The sequence below is a fragment of the Devosia sp. MC1541 genome (assembly GCF_012847305.1).
Classification (GTDB): Bacteria; Pseudomonadota; Alphaproteobacteria; order Rhizobiales; family Devosiaceae; genus Devosia.
On sequence record NZ_JABBDZ010000010.1, the window covers coordinates 59,340 to 75,082 of the forward strand.

Genomic DNA, 15,743 nt, shown 5'->3' on the forward strand with positions numbered 1-15,743 from the left:
CAGCTTTTCCCTATAGACCGCACCAGCCTGTAGGTGGGTCTCGTGGGCCTGCCCCCAAGACAATTCCTGCGTTTAGCAGCTAGAATTTAGAGGAACCGTGCGCGAGCGCGGTCTGATGTTATGAAGCGTACATACCAGCCCAGCAAGCTCGTGCGTGCCCGTCGTCACGGTTTCCGTGCACGTATGGCAACCAAGGACGGCCGTGCGATTATCAATCGCCGCCGTGCAGACGGCCGCAAGAAGCTGACCGCCTAAGGATTGGTGGCCGGATGACGGCCGACGATTCTCAGTCGAAAGCTAAATTGCGCCGCCTCAAGCGGCGCACGCAATTTCAAAGAGCTGCCCGGGGCAATCGCGCCGGGCGCTCTGCGTTTGGGATGCAAGTGGTTACCGCCCCGCAGGAGGATGCTGGGGTTGGCTTCACTGTCACCAAAAAAATCGGCAATTCGCCCGAGCGCAACCGCATAAAGCGCCGCTTACGCGCCGCCGCGGATGCTTGCGCGCGTGACTTTCATCCCGGACATGACTATGTGCTTCTGGCGCGACGAGAGGCTATAAGCCTGCCGTTCGCCAAATTGGTTGCCGATCTCGGCTCCCTCATTACCCGCGTGCACGATCCTGAAGCTGAAAAGCGTAAAGGACAGAGCCGCGGCCAACGGAACGCCAGATGATGAATTCTGACAATCGTAATGTGATACTAGCCGTAGTGCTCAGCATGATGGTGCTGCTCGGCTGGCAGATCTTTGTAAACGGGCCCCGGCTCGAGCAGGCACAGCGTCAGGCTGAGATTCGCGCTGCCCAACAGGCGGAAGCGGAAAATCTCGCTATGCCGACCGTGGCTGCCGATGGCACCACACCAGTGGCTGATCCGAACACGCTCGTTTATGCGGACCGCGACACCGCTCTTGCGGCCACTGAGCGCGTCTCGATCGACACGCTCGACCTTGCAGGCTCGATCAACCTGACCGGCGCACGCATCGACGACCTGTCGCTCAAGCAGTATCGCGAAACGGTTGAACCAGATTCTCCTATCATTGCGCTTCTCAAGCCAGCCGGTCTTGAGGACGCCTATTTCATCGAGCAGGGATTTGTTCCGGCCAGCGGTTCGACTGTCGTCGTGCCTGATGGCCAGACCCAGTGGAGTGTAGAAGGCGATGCGGCAACGCTGACCGCCACCACCCCAGTGACCCTTCGTTGGGACAATGGTCAGGGCCTCGTCTTCCGTCGCACCATCGCGCTGGACGACTATTACCTCTTCACCATCACCCAGTCGGTTGAAAACAACGGCGCGGGCGACATCACCCTGTTCCCCTATTCGCGCGTTATCCGTCACGGTAACCCGAAGGTCGCCAACTTCTTCATCCAGCATGAAGGTCCGATCGGCGTTCTGGGCTCGAACAACTATGTTGCGCGCAAGTACCAGGATCTGCATGGCGAGCCACAGGTCGACTTCTCCTCGACCACTGGCTGGCTCGGTATTGCTGACAAGTATTGGGCAACCGCTGTCCTGCCAAAGGCTGGCACCAGCATCAATGCGCGTTTTGCTTACAACCAGCAGAACGGCAAGAACGTCTATCAGTCCAACTATGTTGAGACCCAGCCTGTTGTTATCCCAGCTGGCGCAACCATCAGCCACGAAGCCTATGTCTTCGCTGGCGCCAAGGAAGACCGCGTCATCAGCGCCTATCAGGAACAGTACGGCTTTGACCGTATCGAACTCCTGATCGACTGGGGCTGGTTCCACTTCCTGACCAAGCCAATGCATTGGCTGCTGGTTACCCTCTATGGCGTTCTCGGCAACTTCGGTCTCGCCGTTCTCGCTGTGACCGTTATCGTCAAGGCCCTGTTCTTCCCGCTGGCAAGCCGTTCGTACGCCTCCATGGCTGCAATGCGCCGCGTTCAGCCAGAAATGAAGGCCATCCAGGAACGTCTCAAGGACGACCGTGCTGCCCAGCAGCAGGCGATGATGGAGCTGTACAAGAAGGAAAAGATCAACCCGCTGTCTGGTTGCTGGCCTGTGCTGCTGCAGATTCCGGTGTTCTTCGCCCTCTACACCGTTATCTTTATCTCGCTTGAGATGCGCCACGCGCCATTCTTTGGCTGGATTCAGGATTTGGCGGCGCCAGATCCGACCAACATCTTCACCCTGTTTGGTCTCATTCCTTGGGATCCGACTGCGGCTCCACTCATCGGTGGCTTCCTGCACCTTGGCATTTGGCCGGTTATCATGGGCATCACCATGTGGGTCCAGATGAAGCTGAACCCGCCGCCACCAGATCCAACCCAGGCAGCCATCTTCAACTGGATGCCAGTGATCTTCACCTTCATGCTCGGGACCTTCCCAGCTGGTCTGGTGATCTACTGGGCTTGGAACAACACCCTCTCGGTGGCGCAGCAGTGGTTCATCATGAAGCGCCACGGCGTTGAAGTGAACCTGTTCGGCAACATCATCGATAGCTTCAAGCGCAAGCCAAAACCGGCCGCTGAAGTTAAGAAATAAGCCCACGCAACGAAACAATGGGCCCGCCGGTAAACCCGGCGGGCTCTGATATTTAAGGGGATCGACATGACCCAACCAGACTTTTCGCCCCATATCATCGAGCGTGGCCGCCTGATGTTTGCGCGCCCGATTATCTTCACCAAGGGCTGCGTCAGCCTCAATGACCTGCCCGACATGGACCGTGTTGAGATCGCCTTCGCGGGCCGCTCCAACGTCGGCAAGTCGAGCTTGATCAACGCGCTGTGCGGCACCTCGGGCCTGGCACGCACGTCCAATACGCCAGGGCGCACGCAGGAGCTCAATATCTTTGAGAGCCAGAGCGAACCCCTGCGCATCGTCGATATGCCCGGCTATGGCTACGCTAAGGCGCCTGAGCCTAAGGTGAAGGCATGGACCAAGCTGGTTCACCAGTATCTCGTTGGCCGCGCCACCCTGCGCCGTGTTTATGTTCTGGTGGACAGCCGCCACGGTCCCAAGGACAACGACATCTCGGTGATGAACGAACTTGACCGCGCCGCTGTGAGCTATCAGGTCGTACTGACCAAGATCGACAAGCCTTTGGCCAAGGATCTGGACGCTGTGATTGCTATGACCAAGGCAGCCATCGCCAAGCGTCCTGCGGCCCACCCAGACGTCATTCTCACCTCGAGTGAGAAGGGTGACGGCATGGAGCACCTGCGCAGCGAAATCGCGCTGCTGCTGGAAAGCTAAAAGCTCTCCCAATAGAAAAGCAAAAGGGGCGCCGAAGCGCCCCTTTTTTATGCGGCCCGCCGCCCCATCTTTTGCCCCCCGGACCGCACCTCTGCGATGGTAAAGACCGCAACGATCCGGTCTAGTTCATCCACCTGGGCTTCGGTCTGTTCGATGGTGGCGTTGGTCTCCTCTACCAAGGCCGCATTGTGTTGCGTGATCTCATCCATTTGCTGCATGGCGACATTAACCTCGCCAATGGCCCGCGACTGCTGCCGTCCCGCCGCAGTGATTTCAGCAATCACCGAAGCGCTTTCGAGGACTGACGCATTCAGCGCGCTAATCCGCTCGCCGATCTGCAGCACAATCTGAGTGCCAGAGCGCACTTCACCCGCAGACAAATCAATCAGGTGTTTAATCTCGGCCGATGCCTCGGCAGCGGACTGGGCCAAGCGCCGCACCTCGATGGCGACGACCGCAAAGCCCTTACCCGCCTCCCCGGCTCTAGCGGCTTCAACCGAGGCGTTGAGGGCCAGAAGATTGGTTTGGAACGCGATATCGTCGATCAAACCAATGATTTTGGAAATCTTGGACGAGGAGGCTGAGATTTTCTCCATCGCCAGCTTTGCCGTTTCCATAGCCGAGCCACTTTCGACCGCAATGCGTGAAGCATCTTCAGCGGCTCTATTGGCGTCTTCAGCACGCGTGGCATTAGCCTCCACGGTTGTGGCCAATTGCTGGATGGTAGCGGAGGTATGCTCGACCATGCCGGCCTGACGACTGGTGCGCTGCGAGAGATCTTCAGAACCGGCGAGGATTTCCCCGGCAGCCGTTTTCAAACGCGAAGACGTGGACTGTAGATCGCCCATGACGCTGGCCAAACGATTGGCCACAGCATTGGTATTGTCGCGGAGGTCAGCGAAGGCTCCGGTGAACTCGCCATCGACACGCTTAGAGAGATCGGCCCGGGCCAGTGCCGACAGCACAAGACCGGTGCTGGTGAGGCCGCTGTCCATCGCGCCTAAGAGACCGTTGACCTCGATGGCCAGCTGACGGAGGTCCGCCTGCTCGTAATGGGCATCGACCCGGCGGCTCAACTGCCCCTGCATGACCGCGCGAATAGTGTCGCGCAAGTCGGTGGTGAGGTGGTTGGCGTCGACCTGTCGCTTGTTTTCTTGGGCAACATGCTCCTGCTCGGCCGCATAGAGCGCAACCTGCTCGATCAGCGCCGCACGGAAGCGTTCAAAGGCATCGAACATGACGGTCAGCTCGTCATTGGTCGTTTGCTTGGGGATCGCGATCTCGCGATTGCCCGATGTGAGAGCCGCTGTGATGCCGACAAGTGTACGAAGGCGCTGGGCGACTAAGCGCTGGAAAAAGAAGAAGACAGCCGTACAGCCCGCGGCCGCAGAGGCACCCGCCAGAACCAACCAAGCGATGACGCTGGTGTTGCCCTGACGGTAGAGTTCAAACAGCGCACCGCCGCCAAAAACGAGAACGAGTGCACCGAATACCAGAAACACACCCACGAGCTTCTGGGTGATCGAAGACTGCCGCAAACGAGCCATGGTAAATCACTGACGCCACAAGAAATCGCGTCATGCTGAACCATAGTTGGTTAAGCGTTGTTTATCGCAAACTGCTCGCAGCGCTAAAAAAACGCATAATCGTGTGGCGCAGCGCCATGCTATCGGAATTTATCCGCATAGATTGAAGCGCCGTCTCGATAACATCGTCGGTTGCGCGACCACGGCGCATTTCGACCAAGGCCTGCGCGTAACTGTCTTCAAACTCGGGATGAGGCTGGAGTGTCAGGGTCACACCATTGGCATAGGTCAGTCCGGCATTGGGCGCGAACGGTGACGAGAGAAACACACGCGCCTGACTCGGGGGCGTGATGACCTGATCCTGATGCGAGCAAGCGACGTTGATGACGGCGGGCAACTCACGAGCAAAGGGGAGATCATTGGCAACAGAATAGGTGTGGCGACCAAGGCCCCAGCCTTTTTCTGACTTCCGCACTTCGCCACCCAAGGCGTCCGCGATAATCTGATGACCAAAGCAAATCCCGAGCATGGGGATGTTGCCCGCATAGGCCGAGCGGATGAACGCACGAAGCGGATCGAGCCAATTGTGATCTTCATAGACACCAGCAGGCGAGCCGGTGATCAAAATGGCATCAAGCGTCGTCGGATCGGGCAAGGCGTCTGCCGCGCAGGCATCGATGTCGTCAAAGGTGAAGCCCTCAACGCCGGTCGAGCCAAACATTTTGCGGAACATCTGCGGATAGTCTTCGTGCTCAGCTTGCAGGTGGCTGGGCACAGCGCCGGTCTGAACGATGGTAATTTTCATGCGAGAATAGGCCAATATGAGATCGACCCGAAAGTAACTGGCTCGACATCACCCCGCAATGGGTTAGGCGCTCGGCTCAAACCGCATAGCGATACCATTGATGCAATAGCGCAGACCGGTTGGTGCGGGGCCGTCTTCAAAGACATGGCCCTGGTGCCCGCCGCAATTGCTGCAATGGACCTCGATGCGCATCATGCCAAGCGTAAGGTCCTCCTCGGTGCCGAGTGCGCCGGGGATAAAATCATAAAAGCTCGGCCAGCCGGTGTGGCTGTCATATTTGGTATCAGAGACGAAGAGGGCCTGATCGCAGGCAGCGCAGTGGAAGACCCCGGCGCGCTTTTCCTCGTTTAAGGGCGACGTATAGGGGCGTTCGGTGCCCTTTTTACGCAGAACGATATAGGCTTTTTGGTCCAAGCGATCCCGCCATTCCTCATCGGTCAGGCTGAAGGGGAACTCGTCATCAGCGGCCCAGGCGCCACGCATAGGGAATGCTGCGGCAGAGAGGGCGGCCAGTGACAAAACAAATGATCGGCGTTGCATGCGCGCACTCCCTGATTTGTGGTTACGCTTAGATTTGAGTTCTAGACCATGGTGGTGCCGGGCTGAAGCACTGTCCAGCCCGTCACATGGCTTTGATCGTTAGTTTGCCGGAAGAAGCACGGCATCGACTACGTGGATAACGCCATTCGAAGCGTCAATGTCGGCTGCTGTGACGCTTGCGGAACCACCTGCTGCGTCGGCAATCTTAACGGTCTCGCCATCGAGGCTAAAGCTCAGCTCGCCACCCGCAACAGTTGCCGCCTTGAAAGTACCGCCGTTGTCCTGGATCAGCTTGATGAGGTCAGCGGCATGAATGTCGCCAGCGACCACGTGATAGGTGAGGATGCCAGTCAGCTGATCTTTGTTTTCTGGCTTCAGCAGAGTTTCAACAGTGCCAGCTGGCAGCGCGTCAAAGGCTGCGTTCACGGGCGCGAATACGGTGAATGGGCCTTCGCCATTGAGGGTGTCCACAAGACCAGCGGCTTGAACTGCTGCAACGAGAGTCGAATGATCTGGCGAACCGATAGCGGTTTCAACCACGGTGCTGGTGCTCGCCATCATTGCGTCTTGAGCCGTAGCCGACAGGGAGCCAAATGCGAGTACTGCAGCAACCGATAGAGTACGAAGCGTCATCATAGAATGCACCTTCCATTGTCTGGGGCTCCAACCATTGGAGCTGCGACAATTACGGGGAGCGATCTGCACTGGATTGGTTTTTACATGAGCGAGGCTCAAAAACCTCATTACAACGAAATATCAATGACTTACGGAATTTTCACGGGTCGAAAACGCTAGTTCTGGGCGAATTTTTTGGAGTGATCCAATCGACTTTGATCACCGTAAAGAACCGATTTTGACGCCGAAGATGAGTGTGACTTGCACGTCCAATCGGGCGCCCGCATAGTTGCGCCGCAGTTTCCCCGGAGGACGCATGTCTACAAACACTATGCGAGACGACATCGGCGGGCTCATTCTCCGGGTCGCCTTGCGTGACCGGTCAGCATTCGATCGGCTCTATACCGCAACGGCTGCGAAACTTTTTGGCACCTGCCTACGTGTCTTAAACAACAGAGCCGAAGCTGAGGACGCCTTGCAGGAGGTTTTCGTCAAAATCTGGCTCAAAGCGGATCGTTTTGCGGTGACCGGACAAAGCCCGATGACGTGGCTGATCGCCGTGGCCCGACACCACGCGATTGACCGATTGCGGGCGCGGCGTGAGGGCCTAGGGCAGATCGATGATGCGGCATTGGCCGTCAAAGACCCGAGCCCTGACCCCGAGGCGCAAACTGTTGCCGCTGGTGAAGCCACCCAACTTGATGGGTGCTTATCCGAACTGGAAGAGCAAAAGGCCAGCGCCCTGCGTGCAGCCTATATGCAAGGCGATAGCTATGCGGATCTCGCGATCCGCTATGCGGTTCCGCTGAACACCATGCGCACATGGCTAAGACGAGGCCTGATGCGACTGAAGGAGTGCTTGGAGCGATGAGCGTGATCAAAGATGACGATCTGCCCGAAGGCGGTGACGATATTCTTGCGGCTGAATTCGCGCTTGGTGTGCTCCCCGCGAGCGAACTGGCGATGCTCGCGCGCCGCGTCGAAACCGACGCAGCATTTGCGCAATCCGTCTACGCCTGGGAAGAGCGCCTCACCCCGCTCGCCGAGGGTTATGTGCCCCAGGATGTGTCGCCACGTTTAAAGACCGCGCTCGACAGGCATCTCTTTGGCGTCGCAGGAGCACCTCAGAGCAAAGGTTTTTGGGGCAGTTTAGTGCTGTGGCGCGGCCTTGCCGCTGGTATCGCAGCGGCATTCCTTGTGGCCGTCACTCTTCCCATGATGCAGACGCCGCTGGCGCCCCAAACCAGCATCCTGGCCTCGCTGGCAGCGGACACAAGCGAAGTGCGCTATATGGCCATTTACGACGCGGGTAGCGGCGAGATCCGGCTCGCCCATCTTGCAGGCGAACCTGCCCCGGGGCAGGTCTTTGAGCTTTGGGTCGCGGAAGGCGACGCGGCTCCAACCTCGCTGGGCGTCATCCCTGTGGGCGGCGCAGCCCGTATGCCCCTTAACGACAGCGTGAGAGCGTTGCTTAACAATCGTGCCCACATGGCGATCAGCGTTGAACCACCGGGCGGATCGCCGACAGGGCAACCGACCGGAGACGTGGTCGCATTAGGCGACCTCCTCGAAATCTAACTTTCTTTGTCTTTCGCTTCAGTACCTTACCAGCCCTGCGCAAAACAAAATGCGTGGGGCTGAAACTTATCTGCCGTTGCTCTCGTGTCTGTTTATGTCCCTCAATCCTGAGGCGATCTACACATGGAGGAACGCCATGAACATGATCTCGAAGACCCTTATCGCAGGCTGTTTTGCTCTGACCACTGCCGGTGCAGCACTGGCACAGGACAATCCAGAAGTGGGCGGCGCTGCAATGTTCGCGGACAAGAACATTGTCGAAAACGCCATGAACTCGGCCGACCACACCACGCTCGTAGCCGCTGTTTCCGCAGCAGGTCTGGTGGAAACCCTGCAGGGTGCCGGTCCTTTCACCGTCTTTGCTCCAACCAACGCTGCCTTTGATGCTCTCCCAGCAGGTGCGGTTGAAGATCTGCTGAAGCCAGAAAATAAGGACATGCTGACCAAGGTCCTGACCTGCCACGTGGTTGGTGCCAAGGCCCTCGCTGCGGACGTTATCAAGATGGTTGAAGACGGTAGCGGCAAGCACGTCATCGACACCCTTGGCGGCTGCAAGCTCACCGCCGAAGTTACCGACGGCATGGTCACCCTCACCGATGAAACCGGTGGCACCGCGACCGTCACCATCGCTGATGTGATCCAGTCGAACGGCGTTATCCACGTCATCGACAAAGTGCTGATGCCAGCGAGCTAATCGCTCGCGGCGGGGCCTCGTCGATGCAGTCTCCCTTCTGCACATCGAGGCCCCTGCCCGATCCGCAAGTTCGATGACACCGAAAGGAAACCCAAGATGACTGCGCTTAAAACCCTCACTGCAGCACTGCTGCTCACCAGTTTTGCTGCACCCGCAATGGCCGCAAATGTCGTTGGCCTATCAGGCGAAAACACCCTTCACTGGCTCGACACCGAAAGCTGGACTGAAACGGGTTCGATCGATGTAACAGGCGTTGATGGGCGTCTTCTCGGGATCGACGTTCGCCCCGCAGACGGGATGCTTTATGGTGTGTTCGCCGATGGCACGCTCGCCACTATCGACCCCGAAACCGGTGTCGCCACCAAGGTCAGCACTTTGGCGACGAAACTCGCAGATGGCGTCTCAGCGACCGTTGATTTCAATCCAGTTGCCGACAAATTGCGTGTCATGGGCAGCGATGGCACCAGCCTACGCGTCACTGTTGATACCGGTGAAACCGTCACCGATGGCAGCCATAGCTACGCGGACGGTGCGTCCCCAAATGTCATCGCGGGCGCTTACACCAATTCCTACGCCGGCACGGAAAAGACCCAGCTCTTTAACATCGACGGCAAGGCTGGTTGGCTGGTTCTTCAGGACCCACCAAATGATGGTGTGTTGAACGCTGTCGGCGAAATTGGCGTTATGCCGACCGAAGCTGGCTTTGACATCGCATCAGATGGCAAGGGCGGCAATGAAGCTTGGCTCGTGATCGACGGTGCATTCCACACGGTTAATCTGGAAACCGGTGCGACCACGGAAGCTGGCAAGATCGACGGCGCAAACGTCCGAGATATCGCTATTATGCCTGCTATGTAAAAATGCTCAGGCTTTAATGCAAAACACCCCGGCGCAAACCGGGGTGTTTTTGTATTCAATTGAGGTTTGGCACTAGACCAGCAGGTTAGACCAAGCCGGGTCAGAAGCGTAGCTTTCCGTCTGGATAGACTGGGCCGCGCGGCCCCAGATGTCGACCGACATCAGACGCGGGCCGTCATTGCCACCCGGATCCTGGAAGAACATGATGACACGACCATTGGGCGCCCATGTTGGGCCTTCGGCGTGATAGCCAGAATAGAGCAGGCGTTCGCCCGAGCCATCTGGAGCCATGGTGCCAATGTGGAACTGACCACCGGACTGACGGGTGAAGGCGATGAGGTCGCCCTTTGGCGACCACACGGGGGTCGAATAGCTGCCCTGGCCGTAGCTGATACGCTGCGGATTGCCGCCCGAGGCACCCATCATGTAAATCTGCGGCGAGCCACCACGATCGCTTTCAAAGACTATCCGGCCACCATCTGGGGAATAGGACGGCGCTGTATCAATCGCTGCGCCAGAGGTCAGCTGCATCGCCTGCCCGCCACCCACGCCAACCGAGTAAATATTGGTTGCGCCCTGCTGCTCAACCGAGAACGCAACCGTGTTGCTATCGGGGGAGAAGCGTGGCGCAAAGGTCATCGCGCCAACATTGGCGAGGCGCTGCTGGCGACCGCTCGAAAGCTGCAGCAGGTAAACCTGGGGATTGCCTTCAGCGAAATTCATATAGGTGATGAGATCACCATTGGGCGAGAAGCGCGGGGTGAGCGCCATGTATGAGCCATCGGTCAGATAGCGCACATTGGCACCGTCCTGATCCATCATCGCGAGACGACGGGTACGGTTCGCCTTCGGGCCGCTTTCAGCGACATAGACAACACGGGTATCGAAATAGCCCGAACCGCCGGTCAGCTGCTCATAAACAGCGTCCGACACCATGTGCGCGATACGACGCGCCGAGCTTGGATCGGTCGCATAGCTCTTGCCAACGACCTGCGCGCCAGCCTGAACATCCCAAACGCGGACCATGGAATTGATCTGGCCGCCGCGCTCTACCGAACCCATGACGACGCCGTCGACATTGGCCGTGCGCCAAATGGTGAAGTCCGGCGAGTTGTTCACATCGCCAACCTGCACCGGAAGCGAGGCAGGATCGAGCGGCAGGAAAAGACCAGACCGGCGCAAATTGTTGCGCACGATATCGGCGATCTCTTTACCAAAGGCCGGGTCCGAAGACGCGAAATCAGGGATAGCAATCGGCAGCGGCTGGAAGTTAGCGCCTTCGACCACAACACGCAGCTGTGCCAAAGCCATAGGGGCAGTGGCAAGCATGACGCCGCCAGCCAAGCCCAATTTCAGCGCATCGCGCCGCGATAGAAGCGTCATTATTCTCTATCTCCGATCTCGCCAGTTTTGCTGCACTAAGGCTAACAAACGGGCAAATTCAAGGTCACGGTCTTAGTTCAAGTTCAATCGTCCGCCACTCGCTGTAGGAGTCTGCGGAAAGCATCGTATAGGGGCCACACTGAATGACAGCGCGTTGAGCGGCGCGCGCCATGGCCTGCCCGGCAGTCGACGGATCAGCCGAAATCACCTGAGGGGTGCCAGCCGGTGAACCGTCCTGGTTCATGTTCACGCGCAGCGTGACATTCATGCCCGAGTTGTAATCGCTCGGCAGCAAGTTCCAGCACGCCTTGATCTTGGCAGCAAAGCCGTCAATTGCGGTCTGGCTCAAGCGCGCTGAGGTGCCGGTTGTGTCACCCAAGCTTGCCGCTCCACCCTGCCCAGTCGTGCCGCCTGTCGTCGGCGCATTATTGATGATCGAGGAGATATCATCTGGCGGTGGGCGCTCGGACGGCGCTGTCGGTTGGTTTTGGCGTGCAGCGGCGGCAGCGGCTTCGCGCTTCTTGCGCTCTTCCTCTTCCTTGCGCTTACGTTCGGCCTCGGCAGCAGCCTCCTCCTTACGCTTTTCCTCAGCAGCCAAGGCTTGCTGACGAACCTGCGCAAGATCGGTTGGGCGTGATGTCGGCATAGTCACATTCACCGTTGGCGCCGTAGGAGGGGTTGGCTCCGGCGTCGGCTCTGGTGTTGTCGGCTCTGGTTCTGGCACGGGCTCTGGAACCGGTTCTGGTTCCGGAACAGGCTCTGGGGTCGGCTCAGGCGTAGGCTCTGGCTCTGGTGGCGGCGGTGGAGGCGTTAAGTCCGCAGGACGCGTCTCAGGCAGCGCTGGTGGCGGCGTCGGTTCTGGCGGTGGTGGTGGCTCCACTGGTTCCGGCTCTGGTTCGGGCTCAGGCTCTGGTGCCGTTTCCGGCGCAGGTGCGGTTTCAGTCACTGGCGAAGGCGTGGGAACATCGGCCGGCGACGGGGTCAGCTGATCTTCTTCCGTATTGCCAGTCGGCTGGGCCAACTCTGCCGGTTCTTCGCTATCAGTTATCGATGGCGTGTCGGTTTCCACGACCTCGCTATCCAACACCCCTTTACGGATATTGGAGAATTCTTCAATCGGCACCAAATCAACGGCAATTGACTGTACGCTCGGCTCAAGCCGTTCAGTCATGCCCAGATTGACCAGACCCAGCACGAGGACGATCACGTGGGCAGAAACAGAGACAACTAGACCTGTGCGCATGGGCCCGGGCCTATCGCTCACGCTCGGTAACGAGCCCGATCTTGGTATAACCGGCAGCCGACAGCTGGCCCATGACACGCATCACAACGCCATAGTTGGCGGTGGTGTCGCCCTGCAAATAAACGCGGTCCTCGGTGGTCGCTAATCCGGAAAGAGTGGTGATGAGTTCGGCTTCAGCCACAGGCGTCTGATCAACAAAGATCGCGCCTTCCGGCGAGACCGACACGGTGATCGGCTTGGTCTGGTTTGGCATCGAGCCTGCAGCGGATTGCGGCAGGTCGACTGGCACGCCAGTGGTCATCATCGGCGCGGCCACCATGAAGATGATCAGCAGCACCAGCATCACGTCCACCATCGGCGTGATGTTGATTTCACTTATAACGGCGCGGCTCTTGCGGCGTCTGCGACGCCCGCCTCCGCCCCCGCCTGAGGAAACACCCATGCCCATATTAGCGGTTCCGTGCTTCGAGCTGGCGCGAGAGGATGGTCGAGAACTCGTCGGCGAAGCCTTCGAGGCGGCCAATCATCTTGCCTGCATCAGCGGAGAGCTTGTTGTAGGCGATAACGGCAGGGATAGCGGCCACTAGGCCAATCGCAGTTGCGAACAGCGCTTCCGCAATCGGACCCGCCACAATGGCAAGGCTGGTATCGGATGAGGCCGCAATATTGGTGAAGGCGTTCATGATGCCCCACACGGTACCGAAGAGGCCAATGAATGGGCCCGCAGAACCGACCGTGGCGAGGAAGCCGAGGCGCTTTTCGAGGCTATCGCTCTCGCGGAAAATGGCAACATCGAGAACCTTGTCGAGGCGCTGCTGCATGCCAGCAAAGCTCGAGGCGTTCTGCTCGTGGCTGCGCTTCCATTCCTTCATCGCGGCGACAAAGACCGCGCCCATACCACCAGAAGGCTTTTCAGCCTGCTGACGATAGAGTTCTTCGAGCGACTGTCCGGACCAGAACGTGCGTTCAAACGCGTTCATCTCAGCGGCAGCGCGACGATACATCAACGACTTTTCGACAATGATCGCCCAGCACCAAACAGATGCCGCGAGCAAGCCAATCATCACGCTTTTGACGACGAAATCGGCAGCCCAGAAGAGGCCCCAGATGGAGAGGTCAGCATGCGGAGCGGCGGCGGTGGCGACTCCAACTGCATCCATGGCTTCCATTAAACGATCCTTTCGGCCGACGAGGCGCGGGTCCACATCGGGCTGCGATGGGGGCCAATTCTGTCAAAATTAAGAGAATTGCTTCGTTTCTCCGGCCGCGAAGCAGCGCGGAGACCGAACTGCGGTCTCTGTTCCTTGGTTATGGTCACCAATGGGTTAACAAAGAGATTCCGGAAAACCCCTTGTGTTCGCTTTGTTATTTATGGAGCCAGGGCGCGAAGCACAGCAGGGAGGCGCGCAGGCCCACCAGAGGTTTTTATTGCGACGACATCAAGTTGAGCGGTTGTGAGCAGCGTATCATCGCAGAAAATCTTTTGCTCAAGCTTGAGACGAGCACCAGTTGCCGCAACAACTTGTGTAGAGACAGACAGCAAATCATCGATGTGAGCGGCGCCGATAAACTCGAGCTGCATTGAACGGACGGCAAAGGCGATGCCCTGCGCCGCCAATTCAGAATGGTGAATACCATTCTCACGCAGGAACTCGGTCCGCGCCCGCTCAAAGAATTTGAGATAGGCCGCGTGATAGACATTCCCCGAAAAGTCAGTGTCCTCGTAATAAATGCGGACAGGAAAACTATGCGTCGTCATACGCGCTCGTCGTGAATGATGTGGGTCAGGGTGCGGGACCGGGTCCGCAGATAGTTCGGCAACCATGAGGGCAACAGATTGCGCTTCTCCAGCGCATCCCCTTCAAGGCTCACCCATGAGAATTTGAGCAAATGCCCTTCATCCCAACGCTGGAGCCAGGGGGCATTGCCGTCAGGCCCCTGCCCCGGCAAAGCGACTTCATAGAAAAAGCCGAGCTCATGAAAATCTTCGCCGACGCGGCGGTAAAAACTCTCAGAGGTGGCGACCAGAGCACCAACGCGGCCGGGCATATCCAGCTCTTCGGCGATTTCGCGCGATAGCGAAAACTTGCTGTCTTCGCCTAGCTCAATCCGGCCGCCCGGAAGCATGGCATAGTCATCATCATCTTCGCTGCAAATCAGGACGTGATTATCGACCACGATGATCCCGGCGACACGGAAATTGAACCGCTGCGAGCCGATGGGAAAGCTGATGATATGCCGTTCATTCACTCTTCGGGTTCCTCAAACAGGGTCGACTGTATGCCCACAAAGCCTTGCGGCACACCGCGCCCCATATGTTGGAACGCGATTGAGGTGAGCATGCGCCCACGCGGTGTGCGCTGAATAAAGCCCTGCTGCAAGAGGTAAGGCTCGACGATTTCTTCAATCGCATCGCGCGGCTCGGAGAGCGCAGCGGCGATTGTTTCGATACCGACGGGGCCACCATTGTAGAAATCGGCAATGGTTGTGAGATAACGGCGGTCGAGCTGATCAAGACCCCGGCTATCCACATCAAGACGCAAGAGCGCAGCGTCGGCAATCTGTCGTGTCACTTCATGAGCGCCGCCCACCATGGCAAAATCGATGACGCGACGGAGCAGGCGTCCGGCGATACGCGGGGTGCCGCGCGAGCGACGCGCGACTTCCATTGCGCCATCGGGCGACATTGGCATGCCGAGAAGGCGCGCACCACGCGTGACGATTTTGACCAGCTCTTCAGGCGTATAGAAATTGAGACGAACCGGTATGCCGAAACGATCGCGCAGTGGCGTGGTGAGTAGGCCGGCACGTGTGGTTGCACCAACCAGCGTAAACTTGGCCAGATCAATACGAACAGAACGCGCCGCAGGCCCTTCCCCGATGATCAGATCAAGCTGGAAGTCTTCCATAGCAGGATAGAGGACTTCTTCAATGGCCGGGTTGAGACGATGGATTTCGTCGATGAAAAGCACGTCGCGCTCTTCAAGATTGGTCAGCAGCGCCGCCAGATCCCCCGCCTTGGCGATCACCGGGCCCGAGGTCGCGCGAAAACCCACACCCAATTCCTTGGAAATAATCTGCGCGAGCGTGGTTTTGCCGAGGCCGGGCGGCCCCACAAACAAAACGTGGTCCAGCGCCGAACCACGCTGTTTTGCGGCCTGAATGAACACTTCCAGATTGGCGCGCGCCGCCGCCTGTCCGACGAAGTCAGAAAAGCCTGACGGGCGCAACGACACATCGAGATTTTCGTCGCGACCGGTGGAAGGGTTGGTAATTGAGGTCACGCGCAA

At 58.3% G+C, this 15,743-nt stretch carries 19 protein-coding genes; 8 read left to right on the plus strand and 11 right to left on the minus strand.

Translation table 11 applies throughout. The features are described from left to right. The first annotated feature begins 120 nt into the window (after nucleotides 1-120). The 4 genes from rpmH (at nucleotide 121) to yihA (ending at nucleotide 3,211) form a co-directional block, all read left to right on the plus strand. Nucleotides 121-255, plus strand: coding sequence for a 50S ribosomal protein L34 (gene rpmH, locus HKD40_RS11855; RefSeq protein ID WP_169195983.1), 135 nt, complete (start codon nucleotides 121-123; stop codon nucleotides 253-255). A gap of 14 nt (nucleotides 256-269) precedes the next feature. Then, nucleotides 270-671, plus strand: coding sequence for a ribonuclease P protein component (gene rnpA, locus HKD40_RS11860; RefSeq protein ID WP_169195984.1), 402 nt, complete (start codon nucleotides 270-272; stop codon nucleotides 669-671). After that, on the plus strand, nucleotides 671-2,500 hold the full coding sequence (gene yidC, locus HKD40_RS11865; protein WP_169196036.1) for a membrane protein insertase YidC: 1,830 nt from the start codon (nucleotides 671-673) through the stop codon (nucleotides 2,498-2,500). Before rnpA ends, yidC begins: the two co-directional genes overlap by 1 nt. A gap of 66 nt (nucleotides 2,501-2,566) precedes the next feature. Then, complete coding sequence (gene yihA / locus HKD40_RS11870) at nucleotides 2,567-3,211, plus strand: ribosome biogenesis GTP-binding protein YihA/YsxC (protein WP_169195985.1); 645 nt, start codon at nucleotides 2,567-2,569, stop codon at nucleotides 3,209-3,211. A 47-nt stretch (nucleotides 3,212-3,258) separates the two neighbouring features. On the opposite strand, the gene HKD40_RS11875 is transcribed toward yihA, so the two are convergent. From HKD40_RS11875 to HKD40_RS11890, 4 genes are all read right to left on the minus strand, one after another. Then, nucleotides 3,259-4,758, minus strand: coding sequence for a methyl-accepting chemotaxis protein (locus HKD40_RS11875; RefSeq protein WP_169195986.1), 1,500 nt, complete (start codon nucleotides 4,756-4,758; stop codon nucleotides 3,259-3,261). A 61-nt stretch (nucleotides 4,759-4,819) separates the two neighbouring features. After that, nucleotides 4,820-5,542 (minus strand): type 1 glutamine amidotransferase, encoded by a 723-nt coding sequence (locus tag HKD40_RS11880; RefSeq protein WP_169195987.1) that lies wholly within the window; start codon nucleotides 5,540-5,542, stop codon nucleotides 4,820-4,822. A gap of 63 nt (nucleotides 5,543-5,605) precedes the next feature. After that, nucleotides 5,606-6,082: a peptide-methionine (R)-S-oxide reductase MsrB gene (gene msrB, locus HKD40_RS11885; RefSeq protein WP_169195988.1), complete on the minus strand. Its 477-nt coding sequence runs from the start codon at nucleotides 6,080-6,082 to the stop codon at nucleotides 5,606-5,608. Nucleotides 6,083-6,181: 99 nt separating this feature from the next. Beyond that, on the minus strand, nucleotides 6,182-6,718 hold the full coding sequence (locus tag HKD40_RS11890) for a fasciclin domain-containing protein (RefSeq protein ID WP_199368561.1): 537 nt from the start codon (nucleotides 6,716-6,718) through the stop codon (nucleotides 6,182-6,184). Nucleotides 6,719-7,013: 295 nt separating this feature from the next. Between HKD40_RS11890 and HKD40_RS11895 the strand changes: the two genes are divergently transcribed. The 4 genes from HKD40_RS11895 to HKD40_RS11910 all read left to right on the plus strand — a co-directional run bounded on the left by HKD40_RS11895 (nucleotide 7,014) and on the right by HKD40_RS11910 (nucleotide 9,827). After that, nucleotides 7,014-7,568 (plus strand): sigma-70 family RNA polymerase sigma factor, encoded by a 555-nt coding sequence (locus HKD40_RS11895; RefSeq protein WP_169195989.1) that lies wholly within the window; start codon nucleotides 7,014-7,016, stop codon nucleotides 7,566-7,568. After that, nucleotides 7,565-8,275 (plus strand): anti-sigma factor, encoded by a 711-nt coding sequence (locus HKD40_RS11900; RefSeq protein WP_199368563.1) that lies wholly within the window; start codon nucleotides 7,565-7,567, stop codon nucleotides 8,273-8,275. The genes HKD40_RS11895 and HKD40_RS11900 overlap by 4 nt, the downstream gene beginning before the upstream one ends. Nucleotides 8,276-8,411: 136 nt before the next feature. Then, nucleotides 8,412-8,969 carry a fasciclin domain-containing protein gene (locus tag HKD40_RS11905; protein ID WP_169195991.1) on the plus strand — a complete coding sequence of 186 codons (558 nt, stop codon included), beginning with the start codon at nucleotides 8,412-8,414 and terminating at the stop codon, nucleotides 8,967-8,969. A gap of 96 nt (nucleotides 8,970-9,065) precedes the next feature. Next, nucleotides 9,066-9,827 (plus strand): DUF4394 domain-containing protein, encoded by a 762-nt coding sequence (locus HKD40_RS11910; protein WP_169195992.1) that lies wholly within the window; start codon nucleotides 9,066-9,068, stop codon nucleotides 9,825-9,827. Between the two features lie 72 nt (nucleotides 9,828-9,899). Here the strand turns inward: HKD40_RS11910 and tolB are convergent, their stop codons facing one another. The 7 genes from tolB to ruvB form a co-directional block, all read right to left on the minus strand. Further along, entirely contained in the window at nucleotides 9,900-11,210 is a 1,311-nt protein-coding gene (tolB, locus tag HKD40_RS11915; protein ID WP_169195993.1) for a Tol-Pal system beta propeller repeat protein TolB, read from the minus strand. Nucleotides 11,211-11,274: 64 nt separating this feature from the next. After that, the gene (locus HKD40_RS17695) at nucleotides 11,275-12,453 is read right to left on the minus strand and encodes a hypothetical protein (protein WP_210257098.1); all 1,179 of its coding nucleotides are present in this window, start codon (nucleotides 12,451-12,453) and stop codon (nucleotides 11,275-11,277) included. A 10-nt stretch (nucleotides 12,454-12,463) separates the two neighbouring features. Further along, nucleotides 12,464-12,901 (minus strand): ExbD/TolR family protein, encoded by a 438-nt coding sequence (locus HKD40_RS11925; protein WP_169195994.1) that lies wholly within the window; start codon nucleotides 12,899-12,901, stop codon nucleotides 12,464-12,466. Nucleotide 12,902: 1 nt separating this feature from the next. Continuing rightward, nucleotides 12,903-13,613: a protein TolQ gene (tolQ, locus tag HKD40_RS11930; protein ID WP_169196038.1), complete on the minus strand. Its 711-nt coding sequence runs from the start codon at nucleotides 13,611-13,613 to the stop codon at nucleotides 12,903-12,905. A 209-nt stretch (nucleotides 13,614-13,822) separates the two neighbouring features. Continuing rightward, the gene (gene ybgC / locus HKD40_RS11935) at nucleotides 13,823-14,212 is read right to left on the minus strand and encodes a tol-pal system-associated acyl-CoA thioesterase (protein ID WP_169195995.1); all 390 of its coding nucleotides are present in this window, start codon (nucleotides 14,210-14,212) and stop codon (nucleotides 13,823-13,825) included. Then, on the minus strand, nucleotides 14,209-14,703 hold the full coding sequence (locus HKD40_RS11940) for an NUDIX domain-containing protein (protein ID WP_169195996.1): 495 nt from the start codon (nucleotides 14,701-14,703) through the stop codon (nucleotides 14,209-14,211). Before HKD40_RS11940 ends, ybgC begins: the two co-directional genes overlap by 4 nt. Continuing rightward, nucleotides 14,700-15,737 carry a Holliday junction branch migration DNA helicase RuvB gene (ruvB, locus tag HKD40_RS11945; RefSeq protein ID WP_169195997.1) on the minus strand — a complete coding sequence of 346 codons (1,038 nt, stop codon included), beginning with the start codon at nucleotides 15,735-15,737 and terminating at the stop codon, nucleotides 14,700-14,702. Before ruvB ends, HKD40_RS11940 begins: the two co-directional genes overlap by 4 nt. Between the last annotated feature and the right edge of the window lie 6 nt (nucleotides 15,738-15,743).